Source organism: Halorubrum persicum (genome assembly GCF_002727125.1).
GTDB lineage: Archaea > Halobacteriota > Halobacteria > Halobacteriales > Haloferacaceae > Halorubrum > Halorubrum persicum.
This window is the reverse complement of record NZ_NHOA01000116.1, coordinates 1-18,924: the sequence shown is the minus strand read 5'-3', so window position 1 is coordinate 18,924 and position 18,924 is coordinate 1. Positions and strand designations below refer to the sequence as shown.

The 18,924-nt window shown below is 57.1% G+C and carries 17 protein-coding genes and 1 pseudogene; 6 read left to right on the top strand and 12 right to left on the bottom strand.

Translation table 11 applies throughout. The features are described 5' to 3' along the window. Nucleotides 1-643: 643 nt before the first annotated feature. Both DJ69_RS13265 and DJ69_RS13260 read right to left on the bottom strand, forming a co-directional pair. On the bottom strand, nt 644-2,641 hold the full coding sequence (locus DJ69_RS13265) for a serine/threonine-protein kinase (protein ID WP_245851682.1): 1,998 nt from the start codon (nt 2,639-2,641) through the stop codon (nt 644-646). A 21-nt stretch (nt 2,642-2,662) separates the two neighbouring features. Next, nucleotides 2,663-4,927 (bottom strand): hypothetical protein, encoded by a 2,265-nt coding sequence (locus DJ69_RS13260; RefSeq protein WP_099256041.1) that lies wholly within the window; start codon nt 4,925-4,927, stop codon nt 2,663-2,665. Nucleotides 4,928-5,159: 232 nt separating this feature from the next. On the opposite strand from DJ69_RS13260, the gene DJ69_RS13255 reads away from it, so the two are divergent. Further along, nucleotides 5,160-5,948 carry a Fic family protein gene (locus DJ69_RS13255; RefSeq protein WP_245851681.1) on the top strand — a complete coding sequence of 263 codons (789 nt, stop codon included), beginning with the start codon at nt 5,160-5,162 and terminating at the stop codon, nt 5,946-5,948. 86 nt (nt 5,949-6,034) lie between these two features. Here DJ69_RS13255 and DJ69_RS13250 read toward each other — a convergent pair whose 3' ends face one another. The 7 genes from DJ69_RS13250 to DJ69_RS13220 all read right to left on the bottom strand — a co-directional run bounded on the left by DJ69_RS13250 (nt 6,035) and on the right by DJ69_RS13220 (nt 11,635). After that, a complete protein-coding gene (locus DJ69_RS13250) occupies nt 6,035-6,643 on the bottom strand; it encodes a hypothetical protein (protein WP_245851680.1) in 609 nt (202 codons plus the stop codon). Nucleotides 6,644-6,645: 2 nt separating this feature from the next. Further along, nucleotides 6,646-6,954 (bottom strand): hypothetical protein, encoded by a 309-nt coding sequence (locus DJ69_RS13245; RefSeq protein WP_099256039.1) that lies wholly within the window; start codon nt 6,952-6,954, stop codon nt 6,646-6,648. Nucleotides 6,955-7,086: 132 nt separating this feature from the next. After that, on the bottom strand, nt 7,087-7,734 hold the full coding sequence (locus tag DJ69_RS13240) for a restriction endonuclease (RefSeq protein WP_099256038.1): 648 nt from the start codon (nt 7,732-7,734) through the stop codon (nt 7,087-7,089). Beyond that, nucleotides 7,727-7,984 (bottom strand): hypothetical protein, encoded by a 258-nt coding sequence (locus DJ69_RS13235; RefSeq protein WP_099256037.1) that lies wholly within the window; start codon nt 7,982-7,984, stop codon nt 7,727-7,729. The genes DJ69_RS13240 and DJ69_RS13235 overlap by 8 nt, the downstream gene beginning before the upstream one ends. Then, on the bottom strand, nt 7,981-10,800 hold the full coding sequence (locus tag DJ69_RS13230) for a plasmid replication protein RepH (protein ID WP_099256036.1): 2,820 nt from the start codon (nt 10,798-10,800) through the stop codon (nt 7,981-7,983). Before DJ69_RS13230 ends, DJ69_RS13235 begins: the two co-directional genes overlap by 4 nt. 47 nt (nt 10,801-10,847) lie before the next feature. Then, nucleotides 10,848-11,321, bottom strand: a complete 474-nt coding sequence (locus DJ69_RS13225; protein WP_099256035.1) for a hypothetical protein — start codon at nt 11,319-11,321, stop codon at nt 10,848-10,850. Beyond that, nucleotides 11,318-11,635 (bottom strand): PadR family transcriptional regulator, encoded by a 318-nt coding sequence (locus tag DJ69_RS13220; protein WP_099256034.1) that lies wholly within the window; start codon nt 11,633-11,635, stop codon nt 11,318-11,320. Before DJ69_RS13220 ends, DJ69_RS13225 begins: the two co-directional genes overlap by 4 nt. A 384-nt stretch (nt 11,636-12,019) precedes the next feature. On the opposite strand from DJ69_RS13220, the gene DJ69_RS18915 reads away from it, so the two are divergent. Continuing rightward, nucleotides 12,020-12,352: a helix-turn-helix transcriptional regulator gene (locus DJ69_RS18915; RefSeq protein WP_099256033.1), complete on the top strand. Its 333-nt coding sequence runs from the start codon at nt 12,020-12,022 to the stop codon at nt 12,350-12,352. Nucleotides 12,353-12,362: 10 nt separating this feature from the next. Here the strand turns inward: DJ69_RS18915 and DJ69_RS18495 are convergent, their stop codons facing one another. The 3 genes and pseudogenes from DJ69_RS18495 to DJ69_RS13200 form a co-directional block, all read right to left on the bottom strand. Continuing rightward, nucleotides 12,363-12,533: a hypothetical protein gene (locus DJ69_RS18495; protein WP_180271824.1), complete on the bottom strand. Its 171-nt coding sequence runs from the start codon at nt 12,531-12,533 to the stop codon at nt 12,363-12,365. A gap of 110 nt (nt 12,534-12,643) precedes the next feature. After that, a complete protein-coding gene (gene aglF / locus DJ69_RS13210; RefSeq protein ID WP_099256032.1) occupies nt 12,644-13,381 on the bottom strand; it encodes a UTP--glucose-1-phosphate uridylyltransferase AglF in 738 nt (245 codons plus the stop codon). 624 nt (nt 13,382-14,005) lie between these two features. Next, a pseudogene (locus DJ69_RS13200) lies at nt 14,006-14,833 on the bottom strand (IS5 family transposase); the annotation flags it as partial. A gap of 319 nt (nt 14,834-15,152) precedes the next feature. Here DJ69_RS13200 and DJ69_RS13195 point away from each other — a divergent pair. The 4 genes from DJ69_RS13195 to pseG all read left to right on the top strand — a co-directional run bounded on the left by DJ69_RS13195 (nt 15,153) and on the right by pseG (nt 18,744). Further along, a complete protein-coding gene (locus DJ69_RS13195) occupies nt 15,153-15,806 on the top strand; it encodes a cytidylyltransferase domain-containing protein (protein WP_099256031.1) in 654 nt (217 codons plus the stop codon). A gap of 30 nt (nt 15,807-15,836) precedes the next feature. Further along, nucleotides 15,837-16,997 (top strand): polysaccharide pyruvyl transferase family protein, encoded by a 1,161-nt coding sequence (locus DJ69_RS13190; protein WP_099256030.1) that lies wholly within the window; start codon nt 15,837-15,839, stop codon nt 16,995-16,997. Nucleotides 16,998-17,082: 85 nt separating this feature from the next. Continuing rightward, a complete protein-coding gene (locus DJ69_RS13185; protein WP_180271825.1) occupies nt 17,083-17,736 on the top strand; it encodes a fumarylacetoacetate hydrolase family protein in 654 nt (217 codons plus the stop codon). Between the two features lie 6 nt (nt 17,737-17,742). Beyond that, nucleotides 17,743-18,744: a UDP-2,4-diacetamido-2,4,6-trideoxy-beta-L-altropyranose hydrolase gene (pseG, locus tag DJ69_RS13180; protein WP_099256028.1), complete on the top strand. Its 1,002-nt coding sequence runs from the start codon at nt 17,743-17,745 to the stop codon at nt 18,742-18,744. Nucleotides 18,745-18,924 lie beyond the last annotated feature (180 nt).

Here is an 18,924-nt window from a genome sequence, read left to right as displayed (position 1 = left end):
TCTACTAGCTGGCCACACAAAGAGTTCCAGATTCTACTATATACGCTCTTCTGTAGGAGATTGTTGATACAGTCGTTGCCAGTTGAGTGGGAACACTAATCGACTTTCTAACCACCTCTACCGTGGACTCCCAATTTGATTCACGCACCCGCAAATCGCAAGACTGCAGTCCATCAACAATGTGCTACACAAGAGCGCCCCATTGATATCTCTCTGTCCACAGCGGCCGGCAGTCGGGTACTGAGTCTTGGGTCCCCCCTGAGTTGGTGTCCACACACAGTGCGTTATCACTGCCATATTTGAGAACTATCTCTACTATATTAGTCGGGAGTTGCTGCTGCTGTGTCGCCGCCTGCGTGCGATTTGTGGTGCTGCTGGTGCGGTAGCAAGTACTGCTACACAGACTGCTGCTGCTGGTGGGGCGGTCCGACGACTGGCGGCTCTGTGGCGGTTCCCTACTAGTTGTTCACTGACCCTCAAGAATCTGACTGGACTACTCTGGGGTGGGACCGCTCGCTCGGAGTCGATGCTGGTCGCACACGGACCCTGCTGGCTCTGTGTTTCAGTTCCGATCTTCTAACAGAAAATGGACACTTTGGGGCGGCGCCTCCGTCAGTCATGTACTCGCCGACGGGGGTGACGGTTACTCCGGTTCGGACGGCGGATACCGCCACTGGCGACAGTCGTTGATGTAATAGTCGACTCGATCGCGATCAAGATCGAACTCAAGCCCGTAGGGATCGATCGTTCGCAGCCAGGTACAGAGCCGTGGAAACACCTGGTCGATCCCAAGCGGATCAGCGTCCGTTGTGACGGTGTACTCGTCGAGAAATCGGTCGACGGCCGCCTCGGTAAATGATGGTGACCGATACCGGGGATTGTCCTTTGTAATCCACGTTGGGTGGTGGTGGTATTCCTGGAATCCGCGCGTCGTTGGCGTCAGGATGGTTCCATGATACAGCCCGGTTGCGAGAAACGCCGGCGCAACGGGCGCTGGAAGTGGCGCCCACGACGCTGCGAGGTCGTCTGCTGTTTGAAATTTCGTGCGATGGTCGCCGTCGGCATCACGGACGACGTACGCATCGTCACCACGGCGACTGGTCGGGAGCGAGGCGACGAGCGTCTCGGCTGTCCACGGCTGTGCCCACTCCCTGAGTCGCTTTTCACCGCTGTACAACTCGAGCGCGCCGTCAGGCCTGAGCCACCACGTTGGCGGGCCAGCCGACCGAGGGAACACTGCCATTGTTCCCCCGGCTTTGAGCGGCTCTGAGGCCGTATACAGCCGCACTCGCTCCGGCGCTGTCTCGCGAACCGGCTGGGCCAACAGCCTAGCGACGCGATCGGACGTCTCGTCGCTGTCGGTAACGATATACGCGGTCGTCTCCTTGCGCGCGGCGGCACTGACAAGCGCAATGAGATCCCCGGCAGTGAGCGTCTCGTCGGTGACGATACTGACTGGCCGTGCGAGGCCCGGGCGGACAAGTTCGACCGTGGCAGCGGGGAACCAGCGCGGATCTTGAAGCCTTCCCCGTGTCTGTAACCACATGACTGCGGCTTCAGTGTGGTCGTCGGTGGCGTCGATATCGAGCGCGTCGAGCGGGTCGGGTGTCGGTGTCGTTCGATCAGCCGTTGTGCTATGGACCGTCCCCGGTGCCTCACGAAGCACGGATTCAACACTGTAGGTGAACGGCTCCCAGCCAGCGCGTCGCGGCCATCGATCTCGGTCGTAGTAGGCGGGTACGTGCGCGAGAAACGCTGGCAGCGTCTCGGCGTCGACTGTCAGCCATGGATCGACATCGAGGGAGCTGTATGCGCGCTGCCGGGACGGGCTTGGCGTTCGGTCTCGCAGGGCATCGAACGCCTCGGAACTGCGGGCGAGTCGGCGGCGGCTGTCCGGTCGGTGGGTCTCGTCGTGCTCGAGCGCACGGAGTTTGTCGTTGTCGAGATACACCCGCGGCGTCTCATGGGTCTCGCCGAGCACGGGCGCGTCTGCCGACACACTCCACGTCCCCGCAAGCGGCAGACGCCATGACGACGTGATCGCGTCGTCGGTAAAATACGTCGCCGGATCGATGGTGCCATCATCGAGCATGGCGGCGTAGTCGCTGTCGCTCACCCACTGGCGGTCGGGGTCGTATAGTGCTGCGCGGAGTGTTACTTCTCGTTTGGAGCCTGCGTTCCGGACGAGAATCCGAATCACGTGTGCGAGCTCGGTGTCGATGAGCGTCTCAAGATACCCTTGGAGCGCCGTTTGTGGCGGGGATAGCTCCGGGTCTCGGGTGGACTGGGCGCGGATCGTAGCTGTGTCTGTTGTCTCCAGGCCGAGGAGACACGCCGTTAGTGCGGGAGCGGATCCTAGTTTTGTTGCGTCGACAATCTCAAACCCAATCTCTTGTGGGAGCTCTTCTTGGGCGGCCCGGATGAGCGGGTAGTTCGCTTCGAGTGTTCGGTTCCCTGCCGCCAAAAGCAGTTCTTGCGACTGCGCGCCGGTGTGGATGGTCGCCTCGACGAGATCATCCGGCTGGCGGGTCGCGGTGTATACTGCCCGGGCGAGGTCATCACGCAGTGGTGTCGTTCGTCGCTCGTCGGCAATGTCGACACCCGGCCAGCGGAGTCGCAGGAAAGTTCGATGTAGGGACATACGTGAAATCGGTGCTAGCGATTACAGCGAGAGATCAGCGTCAGCGTCGACACCCGCGAGATGCGGCGAGACGAGCCCGCGGGGGAACACCCACCCGTAGCCAACGAGCGCTTTCTTTCCTCCGGACGTGTCTTTCCGGTCGATCTCATCGGGCAGTCCTTTGCTGAACCACCCTGTGTTCGGGTCGTCTTTGCTGGTGCACCACTGGTAGAGCTCCATCATCGTCGAATGACACTCACTGACGAGGAATTCGGTGTCGGGCGTCTCGGTGAGGAACGCGTCTGCGACGTCGCTTCCGAACTCCTTGTACCGGTCCATTTTCCCCCCGGCGCGTTCCCATTCGGGTGTGGCGTCATACTCAACGAAGTCACCGCTGTCTTCGCTTTCCGCACCCGTCTCGTACATGATCGTCACGTACTGCAGATAGCTGATGTCGATCGGGACGTGAGGTATCGTGACTCGGCTCCACTCTCGTTTGAACGCAGTTCTGCTCTCGTACGTCAGCGTCTCACCGTCACGGGTGGTGACGATGTATCTGCCGTCTTCTTTCTGCGCGGTCGCACAGCCGTGGTCGACCTCGGTGAGATCCGCGTCAGCCGGACAGCGGGTGACGATCTCGCCGTCGATAACGTAGACAAGCATGCCATCGGGGGTGAGACACCACGTTGATTCGGATTCGGCTGTGACGAGCATTTTCTCGTCGATTTCGGGGATTGCGCCTCCCTGATACGTTTGGACGCCGTGTTCTGTTTGCTCGTTATACGTCGCATAGACGATGTCGTAGACACGATCAGCGGCCGATTCGCTTTTACAGACGAGGACGACGTGGCGGTCCGCACCGATTGCACGTTCGACGTTCGTGAGAATGTTCGCCGGCTTGGACTCGTTTTTGTACTCCGGTTCAACGTTGACCACGTCGCTGTCGACCTGCTTTTCGAGGGTATTGATGTACCCCTCGTCTGGGGTGAGTTCCTGATCCGGCAGTGACTCCCCATCTTGTTCGACACGGCTGATCTCGTCGCCGCGGGCACGCGCGAACGTCATGAACCTGTCGCCGAGTTTTAGGTGGGCATCAGTTCCGTCAGTCTGGTGTCGCTGTTCAGCGTCGACGGTCGGTCCGGGTGTTTCCCAGTCTGTCTGGACGTCGATATCGCGTACTGACCGTGGCGTGAACACCGGCGCTTCCCGGACCGGCGAATTCGTCCACGGATCGATGTCGTAGTAGTGCACGTACCGTTTCGTGAAGTAGCCAATTGCCGCCGGTGGGATCCAGAACCGGCCGTAGTACCCGTGATCTTCTGCTGCTTGCTTCCAGCCTGTTGAGCCGTTGAGTAGCCGTGGAAAGTCTGGATGGCCCAACACAATCTTTTTTAATTTCTCGATTTTGCGCCGGTGTTGGAACCTCGTATCGTACCGTTTTCGCATCGCGTCTCTGATACTGACCGTGTGGGCGATCTGTCCGTTGATTTGTTGGTCGTATTCGATGTGGAGGTAGTCTTCGATGTCGATGTTGTAATTCGACGTGAGGCCGATCAATTTAAACGTCCGTCCGAAGTCTCCAGGAGCCCCTTCCTTGACGAGTCGGGCCAGTCCGCGATCTCCTTGGTACGTGTGGTCGGACGACAGCGTTACGAGCCGAGCGGTAATATACTGCTTTCCGTCATCCGGTTCAACAATAAGCTGATGAACGAACGGCTCGCGCGCTCTCGTGAGTGCGTCGAAGACCTTTTTCATTGGTTCCGCATTGACTTTGCCAACCCCAGCGAGTTCTTCAGCATCCTCGTTGACGAGTCGGCAGGTGGCGGTCGGTCCACCGGTCGCAATTGGATCCAGGTTGAGATCGCCTATCTCGACATCGTACATTTCGGGGAAGCTATCGGCTATTTTCTCGTGAGCGACGTCGAGGAGGTTCTGGAGCACCCGCTCGTCGAAGTCGGTGATGTCTGCCTGGATCGCGCGGCCATCGACGAAGTGTGGAGCGATATGAAACGCATGACACAGCACCGCCGCTGTATCCACATCTGTACGCGATACCGGCCGCGGGTACGTTAGTACTTCAATCGGGGCCTCTATCTTCTTGCTGAGTTCTGTGATTGCCTCCGCGATTTCATCACCCGTCTCGTGGACGAGCTTGTCTCTATCCACGGGATTGACGGGGGGTGTTACATGAATCGTATCCTGTCTCACGCGCCCGTTCTGGAGTTCGGGGAGCCACAATTCTGGGCGCGTTTCATGCCGATTGAATAGCTGTTCGACGGCGCCCGTTGAGAGTGTTTGCTGGCTCATACGGGCCACCTCCGGTGTGACCGGTGGTCGGTTCGTCGTGCCGTGGTGTGTCCACGACAGGTCGTTGGTTCGTACATCCTGCGCTGGGCACTGACGAGGGGATTATGAAAGTCGATTTCTCGAATTCGAAAGTCGAATCTCCGACAGATATATATCGGGCTGAGAGGTTGGTTCTCAGAATTGATAAGTTGACCACGGATATATTATGTCTATCAGTGGGACCACACTCGTGATGGCTGCCGTCTCAGAGACGGGACGCGAGCGAGAGGACAGTCCCTCACCTGTTGAAGCGATACAAGCTGCTATCAGTCGTGACGACCGGATTGGGTCTGATCAGCAACCGGTTTCTCGAGTGAAATCCCGGGCGAAAGAGATTGTTGAGATCATCCATTCTCCGGGCGACGACCGCAGTCGGGAACTGACCGACCAGCAGGCACGGACAGTCTGTGTTCAGGAGTTGGCCGACCACGACGCGTTTGATGTGACAGCAGACACGCTGCGTAGGGACTTGGATACACTCGCCGAGCACGGCTATCTTGATACCAATACGACTGGACGGCCGTACTGGTACTCTATCGCCGATTCCTGGGCCAGTTCGACGACGACTGGTGTCGCTGTCGATACTTCTGGTGTCGAGTCACAGCACTCGGATCTCGATGGTCCGACAGCAGCCGACGAGGCTGATCACGCAGACTCGGCTGATCCAGTCAAAAATTATCAGCGGGTCCTAACGTTGTTTACAGCGGCTTACGCGAACCTCACGTCCGCACAGCAGACTGCTGCCTCTCTTTTCGGAATCGGTGGGGTCGTGTTCGGGTTGCTTGGAGCGACCCTCGTCGTTAGCGGGCTGTCTGTTGACCCCCAGCTTGCCGCTGTGAGCGGCTCTAGTCTCCGCGCAGGCGTGACATCTCTGTTCGGGTGGGCTTTGCTTCATCTTGTCGGCCTGGTAAATGCTGTCTCGGAAGATGATATCATGCTCTCTTCGCCGGCCTCTACCTCTGGGTCAGGGACCCACGACTGAAGTCGTTGGCTTCCTCCTTTCCTCTGTGAACCCAGGGCAACCGACTTGGATGGTTACCTACTGAGTTCACATATTATTCTGGAGATTCATGAAACCAGATCGTTCGGGAGATACTGCGAGCAATCCACCGGGATCGCTTCCCATGCTGCCTGAATTGCTTGATACCCTGTCCAGCCTTCCCCTCGAAGCATTTCGCCACAGGCCTGACAAAACTCCGCTACAGTACACTTCCCCTCATCTAGTAATAGATACAGCAAAAACGTGGGAGCAACTGCCTTCCCAGTTGTCTCGTCTGCGTCACCGAATATTCGATTAATAGCTTGACGCCCGTGCGCATCCATCAAAATCGCAAACCGATACAGCTCTGTATGCTGTTCGATTTCCATCTTCACGGAGGTCTCCCCAGCATCTTCCCCATGTGGTCGAGGAACACACGCGACCGTCGTAAACGACGTCTCCTCGTCGTCGAACGAATCAACTGCCTTCTTGCTCCCATGGTGAACCCAGCGCTCTCTCGTCTCATCAGGAGCGTACTCAGACATCTCCCGAACGTGACGCTTGAGTTCATGATAACACACGTTGGTCGTCGTCAGCTGGATATTGTCCGTAATTCGAGACCAAAGACCCGTGTTCGCAACAGCAATTAATGCATCTGTATCAACGATAACCGGGTGGCGGACATCATCGTCCACCATCTTCACTGCTGGAAAACGCCACTCGTATCAAGTTCTGTAGCCTCCTCAAAAGCCTCTTGCTCCCGCTCAATTTCTTCTAAGGCATCACCAAGAAGGATTTCTGCAACTTCTTCAGCAAGTTTTCCCTCCTTGTATCGCCGGTGGAGGGTAATCTTCTCCTCGTCCGAGAGGACTTCTCGGAGTTTCTCTTGAAGACCCTGTCGAGCAAGCTCACTGATATTGATCCCACCAAGACGCATCTGATCGACAATCTGAGTCGCCTCCTTCTCAGCTTCTCCCCGGAACTGGATTTTGTCGTTGTTTGAGGCCATCTTACCCTACATTCTCTCTCCACCACATTAGGTGTTGTGACGTGCCATCCGTGTCAGTACAAATTCTCAATGGTCAATTCGCGCTCTTCAACGACCGGCTGTTTCAGCCGGGGAGGATGTCACGAATCCTCGCTACCCGAACTCGTAGTCGCTCTCGCGAGCGTCGACGTACTCGTCGTTGCCCGTTCGATCTGGCACGTAACAAGGACCACGGCTGGCCCCGTAGAACACGGGCGACTCGATGTCAAGGCTGCTCTTGCGGCAAAGCAAGAGGGGGAGTCGGTCACGCAAGTCCCGGATCAGAGGTTCCCGCCGTGCGCGGAGTGTGCCGCTTGGCGGTCGACGGGTGGTCAGGGGTGGGAGTTGATCGTCGCGGAGGTCGGGTTCGGTGAGGATCCGGACATCGAGCAGCTGTGCCAACTTCCATGCGCTCGCGGTGACGTGGCCGGCGACAGCGAGTACCGGCATTGCTCGTGCGAGCGCGGCGCGTAAGGCGATTGCCTCGACAGCATCGCGCTGGACGGCCGTTTTGTGCCAGTCTTTACACTCGACCACGAGGAAATCATCCGGATCACCCTGAAGGTCATCCCGCCGGGCAATCACGTCCGTTTCGAGGCCGAAGAGCTGTTCGTTGCGGGCTGTCCTGTACCCCCACATTTCGAGTGTGTCGGCCACTTCCGTTTCGAACCAGCGGCCGTTGGTCGGGTCGTGATCCGGGTCCTCGCCGTCCGGCGTGCCCACGGTGTCAAGTTCTGTGGTGAGGTCAGTGTCGTCACTCATCAGCATGATCCTCCACGACGTCGGCTGCTTCTGCGCGGACCGCTGCTTGTTCGAGCGCTGTGGCGACCCGCTTCGCCTCCGTGGGTGTGAGCACTGCGTAGGTCGTTTCGCGGTCGTCACCGAAGCTGAGGAGGACTCGCGAGCCCTCGGTGACGTCGGTCCTGTCGGTGCTGACCTGAATGGTCCCATCCGTCGCTACCGGGCGCTCGCGTCTGACGACCGTCTCCAGGTCGAGGTGTGGCTCACTCATTGGTGATCTCCTGTTTGGAGCTTGGTTTGTGGCGTTGCGACTGCTGTTGTCGGCGGTGTACTGGCAGTTAGGTGGGTTGGTGGTCTGTGGTTGGTTGGCGGCTGCTGGCTGTGCTGTCCGTTGTCGGTGTCTCGTGGAATCATGGTGGTCTCGGGGGGGTGACTGGCGAACGCGAGTGGTGGGCGTCTCCTCCAGTCGGCACTGTCAGCAGATTCGGTGTGGGTGGCGCGTCGGCTGCTCCATCCGGTGGTTGGTGCGTGTCGATGCGTCACCAGCGGTGGTCTCGTGTGGCCGCTGTGCGGTGGGAGCCACGCTGTCACCGGCGGTGTCCGTTGATCCGTTGTGGTCCACCGGCGGTGGCCCTTCTCTTGGACCGCTCTCACACGATCGAGTTCGTGAACGTCGCTGAGCCTTCGGTCATAGCTGCTCGCGGAGATGTCTGCCTGCTCGATTAGCTCCGAGCGGCCGAGTGGGCTATCGGCTTTGAGGAGGGTGGCGTACAGCTTCGTCGCTGTTGGCGACAGATCGGGCCGGAACCGCTCCGATGGGAGCGTGGCCGCTGCGCGCTCGACCGCGGCCAGCGTCGGCGTCCGAGACTCGTTCAGCGCTCGCAGCAGGCTCACCACGACGTCGTACGGACACGCACGCCGTGTGGTGTCCGCTGGGCCGAACGAGCGCAGACAGAGCCGCACGAGCCGCTGGCGCTCGCGGGGTGTCCACTGGGCGTCGTGGGTCATCACGACCTCGTCGATCACCCGCCGGATGGCGGGGTAGGTCGTCCCGTCGACGACCGGAATTTCGAGTGTCGGTGCGGGTTTAGTGCCGTCGGCGATCGCCTTCCGGACCGTGGTGAGTTCTCTCGAGAGGGCGGCAGTGATGTCGTCATGGAGTTCCGTGATCGTCGGGCCGGCAAGGACCCACGACATCGTGAGATCCATCGTCGCGTCGTGGTCCGTTTCGTACGGGAGTCGCCGGCACAGCTTTGCGGGCCGGTCTTCGAACAGCATGCGGTAGCCCGAGTGAATGCCGTAGACAGACTGTTTGGAGGCTGTCTTGGCGAGGAACTCACAGAGGTCCTGGAGGTGGGTGGGGTTGCGTGCAAGGGCGTCGGTATCGGGCACTCTGATGGTGGTCGTGAGATCGATGCCGGCTGCGTGATACAGCTGGGTCGCCGAGGCGATCAGACCGTGGAGATCCTCGAAGAGGTCGCTGCGGGCGGCTGTGTCGTCGCTGGTTGTGAGTTCAGCAACCTGTGCGAGGAGACGGTCTCGAACCGTTGTAATTCGCTCGCGCCACGCACCGTAGGTGGTTTCGGCGTCGCTACACCAGCCGACTTGGTGGCCACGGCGGAGAATCCGGGCCGTCGGAATTGGCTGGCTGGGCTCATCGATCGCCTCGAACTCCTGGCCGAGTCGTGTCGGGGTAAGAATGTTCGAGAGAGCCTTCTCGCTCAGTAAGGCGCCCGCGAGACGTCCCAGGGTGGCTAAGGGGCCACCCCACTGGAGAACGACAAGAGTTTCATCGTCGATGTGGCTCAGGTACGCGACACGGCCGTCGTTGAGCGGCTGTGGGTGATCATCGACGAGGGTAATGGCCTCGTCATGGGCAACAGTGCCGAATCGCTCGTGGAGGTGGCGTGGAGCGTTCGCAGGCCCCGTGAGCCACTGGACGTAGTCAGCGTCTTCATCTGGATCGCCGGTTGTTGCCACCCACTCGTCGGGCGCGGGTGTTTCCTCGCCCACCCGGCGGGGCGACACTGTACTTGTAGGTTGTTGAGGGGTCCCAGTAAGACTCCCATCAAACCGGAGCTGATCCGGATGGACGAGGTCGTAGTTGTCATCGAGATACTGCTGGACGGCGAGCTTGCCCAGATTGGTGAGTTGGACGGTGTTGTACTGGCCACGGCGGTCAACCGTGACTAAGTCGCGAGCTTCGAGATCGAGGACATACCTGCCAATGGTGCCCTCAGCAACATCGATCGCGTGGTCGGTGGTAAGATCGCGGTAGCTTCGGGATTCCTCGCCCTCGAGGTTTCCGAGGAGCCGGCGTTTTCCTGGCTCGGTATCGAAATCACGAATGGCCTCCCACGCGGCTTCGACAGTTTGGGCGTGGTCGGTGTGGGAGGACCGATCCCGGCTTTCAGTAAGATCGAGGTGACACTCACTCCAGGTAGGATACCGCTTCAAGAGGTGTCGGCGGGCTCTCGGGGAGGCAACGAGTCTGACGTCGAACCCATCGGCGAGCACGGCGATCGCTGCGAGTGCACGGACGCCCGTGCGGCGGTCTGTGAGAGCGGTCCACGCGTCGCCGTCCAACAGGAGTGTAAGGGCACGTGGTTGATCGTCGAGTTCGCGATGGAGTGCGACTGGCCCTTTCGCGAGCGCGCCCAGATCGGCGTTGACTGGCCCGCGGCCCGTCCCGATGCTGGTGACTGTGTCGGTGAGATCGGCGTGTCGCTGTTGGTGGTACGGACTGCGCGTCTTGGTGGGTTGGTCTCCGTAGGTGAGCGCGAGTGTCGTGATCGCGCGGGTGTACGCGACGGCTTCAGCGACGTCGTCGGTCCATGGGCTGTCCGTGTGGTGCCACGCTGGCAGGATTTTGGTGAGGAGCTGGGAGCCCGTTCGCCACGGATCGGTGGTGGCGTACTCGCGGATGGTTCGCTCGGTGTGCGGCCGGAGTTTGGCGAGGAGGTCTGGTACCCATTCGGTCAGTCGGGGCGAGACCGCTGGACAGGTGATCCCCTCAGTGGAGATGTCCGTGGTGTGGCTGACGAGCCGGATCCCCCGCTTGCGGACCGCAGGTTGGCGTGTTTCCACAGCTGATCACCTGCTGGTGATGAGCTGGTGGGTCAGATCGGCCAGCATTACTCCGACCCCTCGCGTTGGGAGCCACCATCAGAGCGGGCGTATTCTCGGACAGCCGTGAGAAGCGGGGTTGGTTCCCGTTGTGTTGGCTGGGTTGGGGTTCGTGTTTGGGCGTCCGGGTGGATGCGTGGTTCTGCGGTCGTCGTGGGACTCGTGACGACCGCAGTTGGGTCGAGGAGGACGTACGCTGTGGATTGCGTTTGGGTGTTTGAACACGTCCCGATGTGGCCCGTGAGGACGTACTCGCGAACACCACGGGTGAAGACGGTCGGGTGTTCGTGGCTATCGGATCCGCACATGATGTAGCCGATCGCGTACGCGGGTTCGCCGGCCGCGCGGTAGGCATAGGCGGTGATGTCGTCGCCTTCGTGGAGGGGTTGCCCGCAGACTTGGCAGATCGGGTTGTGGGTGTCAAGTGAGATGCGGGTGAGTTGGGCGAGGTCTGCGGCTTGTGGGTTGTCGGGGCGCGTCATTCGTGCCCTCTCTCGGCGTTACAAGTGCCAGCTTGCCACGCTTGGCGCGCGAAGAGTGTGCGGCGGGCCGACTCGGTGAGTCGGTACTCGGTCGTGTCGTGGGTTTGTGTGGTAACGAGGTCAAGTTCGATGAGTTCCTCGAGAGTGTCGCAGACTCGGGCTTGGTTGATACCGCCGGTGTAGTAGCCAGCGAGTGCGTGGTGGAGTGGGCGGCTCTCGCTGGGGCCGGTTTGTGAGAGTATCCAGAGTAGGTCGCGGTGGATGGCTGAGAGATCGGCAAGCGAGATGTCGTCGCTCTCGGCGTGGCTAGACATTGTGGCCCTCCATGGAGTCCTCGTCTGCGCTGTGTGTCTCAGCGCACGTGCTACAGAGTGGGCCGTCAAAGATAGCGTCGTAGCCGTCGGCTGTGTTGGTACACAAACTACAGCCGGAACTGTTACTGTTCGATCCGTCAGTCGTCTCGCAGGGCTTAAGCCCCGCAGTTGCCAGCATTAGCATGGTTCTGTGATGCCGCACAGAACCCGTCCCGGCCGGGTGTTGGAGCACCGCGGTCGGGATTTCTACACTTTCTCACGAGCCGAGAGTTCGTCACTCGGGTTCCGTGGTTCTACTATAACACCCTAGTTACTTCAATGTGACGAAGGTGTATAAAATATACAAACGACTGTAATATGGACATTGGTGTATGAGAGATTTATATGAGATACGCGGGCAACTGGATGACCGCAGTAGACGATCGTATTTTGGAGTATCTATCTGAACATGAGTCCGGTTCCCCGACTAAAATGAAACGTGAAGGTCCAATCCGATACTCTCGCCAACAGGTCCATCGTCGGTGTAAGAAATTGGCCGAGAATGGTCTAATCAACGACCTCGGAAATGGTGTCTATATGATCACCGAAGACGGAGAAGCATATCTTGAGGGTCGTCTAGATACTGAAGATTGGGAGTATATCGATCAAGAGGGCGCTGAGGGCATCGATAGCGATTCGACTGGAAATGGTATTTCTGGAACTAGTAGTAAGCGGTGAGGAGCAACGCTCAGGAAGTGGTTGTTCCTTCCGGCCGTTCCCTATTCCGCTCATCAGATAGGTGTTCCCAGATCTCCGTGCAGCCCACGCCATCTCGAATGTCGGAGAGGTGGTCTCCGGAACTATCGACATCAGTACTTTCAGCTTTGTCGATATCGTCTCCGGAGTTTTCGTCTGGCATCTCTGATAGATTCCGGCACTAACTATATATGAATTGTGGTATTTTGAGTGGAGACCTTAATTGGAGGCTAAAACAAGATTTCAGCTATCGACAGTTTCTCCGTCTGCTTTCTAGTTATCGTGTTCCGTACTAGCCTCACGATCATTTAGACGTTCTTCGGTACGGTCGCGGTCCTCGGGATAGCCGACGTCGATCCGCCAGCCGTCGAGTCGGATCGCGTCGATGGTGCGGCCGGACTGGATGAGGAGATCGATCGCGTCGGGGAGTTCGTACTCGCCACGGTCGGAGGGCTGGACGAGGTGACACGCGTGGAAGATCGCGGGCGTGAACGTGTAGAAGCCGGTCATCACGAGATTGCTCGGCGGGTCGTCTGGCTTCTCGACAACCTCGACCACCTCGCCGTACTCGTTGGTGTCGAGGACGCCGTACCGGGAGGCCTCCTCGTAGGGCACCTCCTCGACGAGGAACGCGGCGTCAGCGCGGTCCTCCTGTTGACGGTTCACCACGTCGCCGAGATTCCCGCGGAACACGTTGTCGCCAAGCATCAGCATGAAGTTGCCGTCGATGTGGGGTTCCGCTTGGAGGATCGCGTGTGCGAGCCCGAGCTGTTCGCGCTGGTGAGTGTAGGTGATCGGGACACCGTCGTACTCGTCGCCGTACCGATCGATGATCTGCTCGGCCTTGTAGCCGACGACGACGATGAGTTCGGTCGCCCCCGCGTCGATCAGGTTGTCGAAGACGTCCTGGATGAGGGGCGTGCCGTTCACCTCGACGAGCACTTTCGGCTTGTCGTCGGTGAGCGGTTGGAGACGGGTACCCTTGCCTGCGGCCAGTACGACTGCTTGCATGGGTGAGAGGTGTTGGTGGGGTGGGAAATACTTTGTGAGCAGCACATCTGTTCGGAGAATGGGAACAGACGATAGGTGGGTCAGATGAGGTCATGTTAACTTTAGCATCTGTTCCAACAGACGGCGAAGGCTCGAAACCATGATTCTGTCACCGTCGGCTCTGCGTTTCTAAATGTATTTGATAACGGAGGGTTTCGGATTTTACTTCTCTAAAAACACGTTCGGTGGCCTTCCGATTTCCATGACGAGCTATTTGAAATCGGAGCGAAGTCCGTGAGAGCGCAGCTGTGAGATATCCGCCAGCATCAACAAGAAACTGCTCATCGTCAACGTGGTGTTTCTCTGCAATCTCAAAGAGAAACACCAATGTGAATTGTTGATTTTGGACACGAAAAACGTCAATATGGAGGAATTCGTTTGTCCGAGGATCGACACAGCGTACAGCCAGAATCTGTCTGAGTCGATCTGAATCGCCGTCTCATCGACGGCAACGCGATTCGGGCTTACACCGTCTCTCGGCTGTAGATCGGCCTTTTGAATCCAGTTGTGAATTGCTGTTCGGCTCCGATCGACACCAAACTTTTCAAGGGGCTGTGTTGAATCGCTGTAAGGCGAAGAGATTCTCTGTTTGACGAAGCGTGTGATGTTATAGACGACACACATCAGCGCGATTTCGCGGAACTCACGGAACCACGAGCGCGCTCGCACGGCGAAGCCGAGCGAGCGCTTGACAGCCGAGTTCACGGTTTCAGTCATTGAGCGCTGATTGTAGCTGTTATCGTCGATTCTGGCGTTGTGTGCGTGGTCGTACGGTGCGAAGATCCGATGTTTGATCAGCGGTCTGATCCCGAGCTCACGCAGGCCTTCACGGAGCGGTTGCTTGTCATAGCCTTTATCGGCCGCGAGAGACCGCAGATCGCCCGCATTCCGGCGGGCGATCTGCTCAGCAAGGTCTGCGTCGCTTCCTTCTCGATTTGTTGAGCAGTGAACGTCAAGGACGGCTTTCGACGCTGTATCGACGAGTTTCGTAACCTTGAGCTTTTGAACGCGGTAGCTGATTCGCTGGCAGTAGTGGCGGCTGGCTGGTGAGCGGTCGTAGAACGTGGCATCGATCGCGGCGTGTTCAGAGAGGTCGTGCAGCTGCGCCGACTGGCGCAGCAGCACTCGACAGACGCTCATGCTGATCCGATCGAACGCCCTACACAACGTGGACGGCGCGGGGAGATCGGCCGCGCTGAGGCCGATCTCCCCGGTTATTTGTGGCATTTCTTTGAGCAAGTCGATTGTCATGCGGTACGACGTATCGAGGTAAATCCGGAGACAATGGAGGGAAACGAGTGCGTAGTCGGCGAATCCGCCGCCACCGTCCGGGGCGGCGGATTCGCCTCCATCGCCAGTAACTCTTTGAGCAACCGGCACAACCTCCCCGATGAAGCGGGAGATTTGGGTCATGAACAACTGAAGTCTCCCGCTTCAACTCCTTTGATTTAGCGGCCTACCTCGCTGCTGTATGGCGATTCAACACAGCCTTTCAAGGTATTGTTTGTATTCGGAAGTGATATTCCAGTGAGGTGATTTGAATACCCGTTTCAATGATCTTGTGGGGTATCCACTCTCGCTCGATAAATCCTAAGTCAATCCAGTTGCTACGACCGGCAAGGCGTTCGATTTCTGACGTAGGCAATTGAAACTCGAACGCCTCATTCTCTAAGTTAACGTCGCCCCTCTAATCTGAGGTGTAGTTAAGTTCAACGAGATAAGACGGATCAGTATGTTCATTGCTGCGAGTATTCAAGCGAGACTTGGATCGACACGACTGCCTGGAAAGGTTCTGTTTCCCCTTGGAGACCGTCGTTTGCTTAAGTGGCCGATAGATCGAAGCAGGGACGCTGAAACCGTTGATGAGACTGTCGCTGCTATCGGTGATCGTCCTGAGAATGACGCCATCGAAACTTACTGTGACCGATCCAGAATTGACCATCTCGTTGGCCCCGAAGACGATCTGTTGAAACGTCATCTTAAGGTGATAAATAAAACCGGATGTGATCTCCTTGTTAGGATCACCGCGGACTGCCCGTTTGTGCCAAGCGAGGAAATCGATCGCGTGGTTGAGGAACACATGTCGAATGACGCGCGATACACGACGAACGTCACTGGGAATATGCCGGTAGGGATCGGTGTTGACGCTATCGACCCGGATCTCTTGCGTGAACTTCACGCTCTTGAAGAGACGCATCCGGTTAAACTGGCTCGGTCCGAACCTGCTAATTGGGATACAAATTGGTCTGATAATCCTTCTTGGAATCATTTCTCAGGCGTCCATCTCGCTGTCGATACCCCTGCCGACTATTGGTCGCTTGTGGATGCGTTGAATGCCGTCGGTGATAATCCACGAAAAGTCGCCGAGTGGATCGCTAAACGCTAATTTTAATAATCCGCGTAGGACGTATCTGGTATGCTCGCTCTTTTTAAGAGCCTCCCGGATGACGGATCATATAATGTTGGCGACAAGTTGATTGGAGAGTCCGCCGCGGAATTCATCGATGACATCACTGACGAGCGGGTCGTATCGTACTACGACGTGGATGAATTACTAGAAGATATTGATCTAATAAACGAATCCAAAGCTCTCTTGATTGCAGCTTTCGGAATTCGCTCATCTATTTGGAGACCAAAACTCGCCGATGCGATAGTAGACGGCTCTATTGGTGTTCCTGTCGTCCCGCTAGCCTCCGCGTGGTCTGACTTCCCAGGAGATTACGAACAACTCACATCCGAAAATTACCCACAGTACGATCGGTCTGTCGTACAATTCTACCAGTATGTAGCAAAACACGCACCAGCTGTCAGTTCTCGCGACTACTACACTCAGAAAGCACTAGAGGGGTTGGATATCTCCTCTCGGATGGTCGGCGATTGTGCTTGGTACGATCTCGAAAGCTTGGGTGAAAAAATGTGTAAGCCTGAAAAGATAGATAAATTGGTAGTTACTGACCCACATCAATCTCAATACTTTGATCAGGCTGAATCTTTAATGAGCGAACTGGGTGGGATGTTCCCAGATGCGGAAAAATTATTCTGTACACATGGGGATCCCAGCCAATCACCGAAACGTCAGGAATTGGCTTCAAACGCCAATAAATATGGATTCGAAAAGAAGGATGTCAGTGGTGATGTTTCCAACATCAGTTTCTATTCCGACTGTGATTTACACGTCGGCTACCGGGTACACGGACATGTCGGATTCCTCCGCAAACGCCGCCCCTCTGTTTTACTCTGTGAAGACGGACGGGGACTGGGGTTCACGGAAACGTTAGGCGGATGTGGTTTCCCAGCCTTCACGAGACGCGTTCCGGAAGCAAGTTCAACGCCGAAGAAAATACTCCAAACGTTCCCAGAGGGTACTATCCACCAATTACAGCGAAAATATTTGGGAGGAGACAGAGTTAGCCATCCAACAACTCCTGCGCGTGATGATGTCGTAGATCAGGTAACTGACTTCATCCATCAAGAGCTGACAACCGGTTGGCATCGCTATGAGATGATCCCGGCTGTGATCGATGAGACTTATGAGCGTGAAATGAAGCCGTTTATTCGCGAGATCAGCAACATCTAATTCTCTGAATTCATTAGTTTTCCTCAGCCGAAATAATAAAAATCTAAGCGACAGATATAATCGGGTTGCTGAACCAATCCTCGTTGTGAATTTCCCAAAAGATCAAATAGGAAAGTTCGTCGCTCTTGGGGGTACCTTCCAAACCCATCAACAGGAAACAGAGCGGACGTATCGCTGGCCAGACCTCTGGGTTGTCCCCGACGAAGCGGTGATCAATGAGAACGAAACAATTCGGATCCCCGACCGGGTTGAGAAAATAAAACCCGGTGCCGAGATCACCGCGGTCATCGGCGAAGGCATCTACGAAGCTGACGAGGAGGAAGCTTGGAACGCAATTAAGGGGTTCACAATTTCCAATGATGTCACCGCGTCAGGAGATTGGCCCGGCTGGTCGGATCCGGATCACGGGATGATAACTGGTGTCGGTTACAAACTTCTCCCAACGTTTTCACCCGTCCTCAGCGAGTACGTGGACCGGGATGCGGAAACGACATACGACGACCTCGACGTAGAGATCCGCGTAGACGGCGAAACGACCGTCTCGGGTTCGACCGAACAGATGGCCTTCTCAATTCCTGAGATGGTCTCGTTTGCAAGCAATATCTGTAAGCTCCATGAAAACGATCTCGTCGCACTTGGAGACCCCGGAAACCCGACGAACTTTCTCGATGATGCGGACTCAGTCACCTGTGAAATAGAGGGAATCGGGAAACTGACGAACCCCATCGAACGCGTTTGACGTTCGATGTACGTCGCCGTACGCGCCGATGGCGGCCCGGAGATCGGTTATGGGCACCTCGTCAGAACCGGTGCGCTCTCCAGCGAACTCCTCGCTCGCGGCCACGGAGTCGCGTACGTTACGACGACACCGGCACACGTCCGAGAAGTCTGCCCTGACGGTGTAGATACGGTGACTATTTCTTCTCGAGAGGATCCTACGCCGGTTCGGGAGTTCACTCGCGATCACGCAGACATAACTGTCCTAGACTCGTATCTCGCGGACGCGATGTACCAGCAGCAGCTCAGGGAAGCCACCCCGCTCGTGGTCGTTGCTGACGATACTCGGCATCGGATCAGCGCCGACGTGCTTGTAAACGGGAACCTCTACGCGTCAGACTTGGAGTACAACGTGATCGGTTCGGAACCAGAGTGGTGTCTCGGACCAGAGTACCTCCTCCTGCGACAGGAGATCACGGAATACGCCTCAAAGGATCCGCCGTGGCGCGATCCGCCGAGCCGTGCGATCGTCACGATGGGGGGGAGCGACGTCGCGGAACTGACTCCGATCGTGATTCGGGCTTTCGAAGGATTTTCTCTCTGTGTGGATGCTATTGTTGGGCCCGGATTCTCGATAGAACAAGAAGCGGAGATCAAAGAGGTGGCCGAAGACGTGAGCACGGATGTCCGTGTCGTCCGCGACCCAAATAACCTCCCAGAGCGAATGTTCCAAGCGGACCTTGCCGTAGCAACGGCCAGCACAACTACATATGAATTGCTTGCGCTCGGAACGCCGATCATCTCTATACCAGTTATCGACAATCAAGAGCCAATCGCGAATTCGCTCCGCGATCGCAACGCGGCAACCGTTCTTGATCGTGGATCCGGGCAAACGTCGTTCCGGCGTGGTATCAATGAATATTCCTCGAATAAAACTCTCCGAGTCCAACGGCGGAACCTTGGAAAAAAAATCGTTGACGGACAAGGAACAACTCGAGTTTTAAATCTTGTTTCTGACGTCGGTATCTAGTATGTTCCCCATGAGTCGGCATTCAGACTGCTCTGTTGAATAGCAGTGTTGGCCGAGGCAATCGGGATTTGAATCGGCTTGTGACCGGTTGATACTATGGTCTCCGGATCGATATCGTTGCCTCGTGACTCAGAGGCCGCTATTCAACACGGCAATTCAGACTGCTGTGTTGAATAGATG

What these genes read in the sequence shown, in the direction of transcription:
- DJ69_RS13255 (WP_245851681.1), top strand. Translation starts at nt 5,160, where the DNA reads ATGGCTGCCGTCTCAGAGACGGGACGCGAGCGAGAGGACAGTCCCTCA.
- DJ69_RS18915 (WP_099256033.1), top strand. Translation starts at nt 12,020, where the DNA reads ATGAGATACGCGGGCAACTGGATGACCGCAGTAGACGATCGTATTTTG.
- aglF (WP_099256032.1), bottom strand. Translation starts at nt 13,381, where the DNA reads ATGCAAGCAGTCGTACTGGCCGCAGGCAAGGGTACCCGTCTCCAACCG.
- DJ69_RS13245 (WP_099256039.1), bottom strand. Translation starts at nt 6,954, where the DNA reads ATGGCCTCAAACAACGACAAAATCCAGTTCCGGGGAGAAGCTGAGAAG.
- DJ69_RS18495 (WP_180271824.1), bottom strand. Translation starts at nt 12,533, where the DNA reads ATGCCAGACGAAAACTCCGGAGACGATATCGACAAAGCTGAAAGTACT.
- DJ69_RS13220 (WP_099256034.1), bottom strand. Translation starts at nt 11,635, where the DNA reads ATGTCTAGCCACGCCGAGAGCGACGACATCTCGCTTGCCGATCTCTCA.
- DJ69_RS13260 (WP_099256041.1), bottom strand. Translation starts at nt 4,927, where the DNA reads ATGAGCCAGCAAACACTCTCAACGGGCGCCGTCGAACAGCTATTCAAT.
- DJ69_RS13190 (WP_099256030.1), top strand. Translation starts at nt 15,837, where the DNA reads ATGCTCGCTCTTTTTAAGAGCCTCCCGGATGACGGATCATATAATGTT.
- DJ69_RS13240 (WP_099256038.1), bottom strand. Translation starts at nt 7,734, where the DNA reads ATGAGTGACGACACTGACCTCACCACAGAACTTGACACCGTGGGCACG.
- DJ69_RS13265 (WP_245851682.1), bottom strand. Translation starts at nt 2,641, where the DNA reads ATGTCCCTACATCGAACTTTCCTGCGACTCCGCTGGCCGGGTGTCGAC.
- DJ69_RS13195 (WP_099256031.1), top strand. Translation starts at nt 15,153, where the DNA reads ATGTTCATTGCTGCGAGTATTCAAGCGAGACTTGGATCGACACGACTG.
- DJ69_RS13225 (WP_099256035.1), bottom strand. Translation starts at nt 11,321, where the DNA reads ATGACGCGCCCCGACAACCCACAAGCCGCAGACCTCGCCCAACTCACC.
- DJ69_RS13235 (WP_099256037.1), bottom strand. Translation starts at nt 7,984, where the DNA reads ATGAGTGAGCCACACCTCGACCTGGAGACGGTCGTCAGACGCGAGCGC.
- DJ69_RS13250 (WP_245851680.1), bottom strand. Translation starts at nt 6,643, where the DNA reads ATGGTGGACGATGATGTCCGCCACCCGGTTATCGTTGATACAGATGCA.
- pseG (WP_099256028.1), top strand. Translation starts at nt 17,743, where the DNA reads ATGTACGTCGCCGTACGCGCCGATGGCGGCCCGGAGATCGGTTATGGG.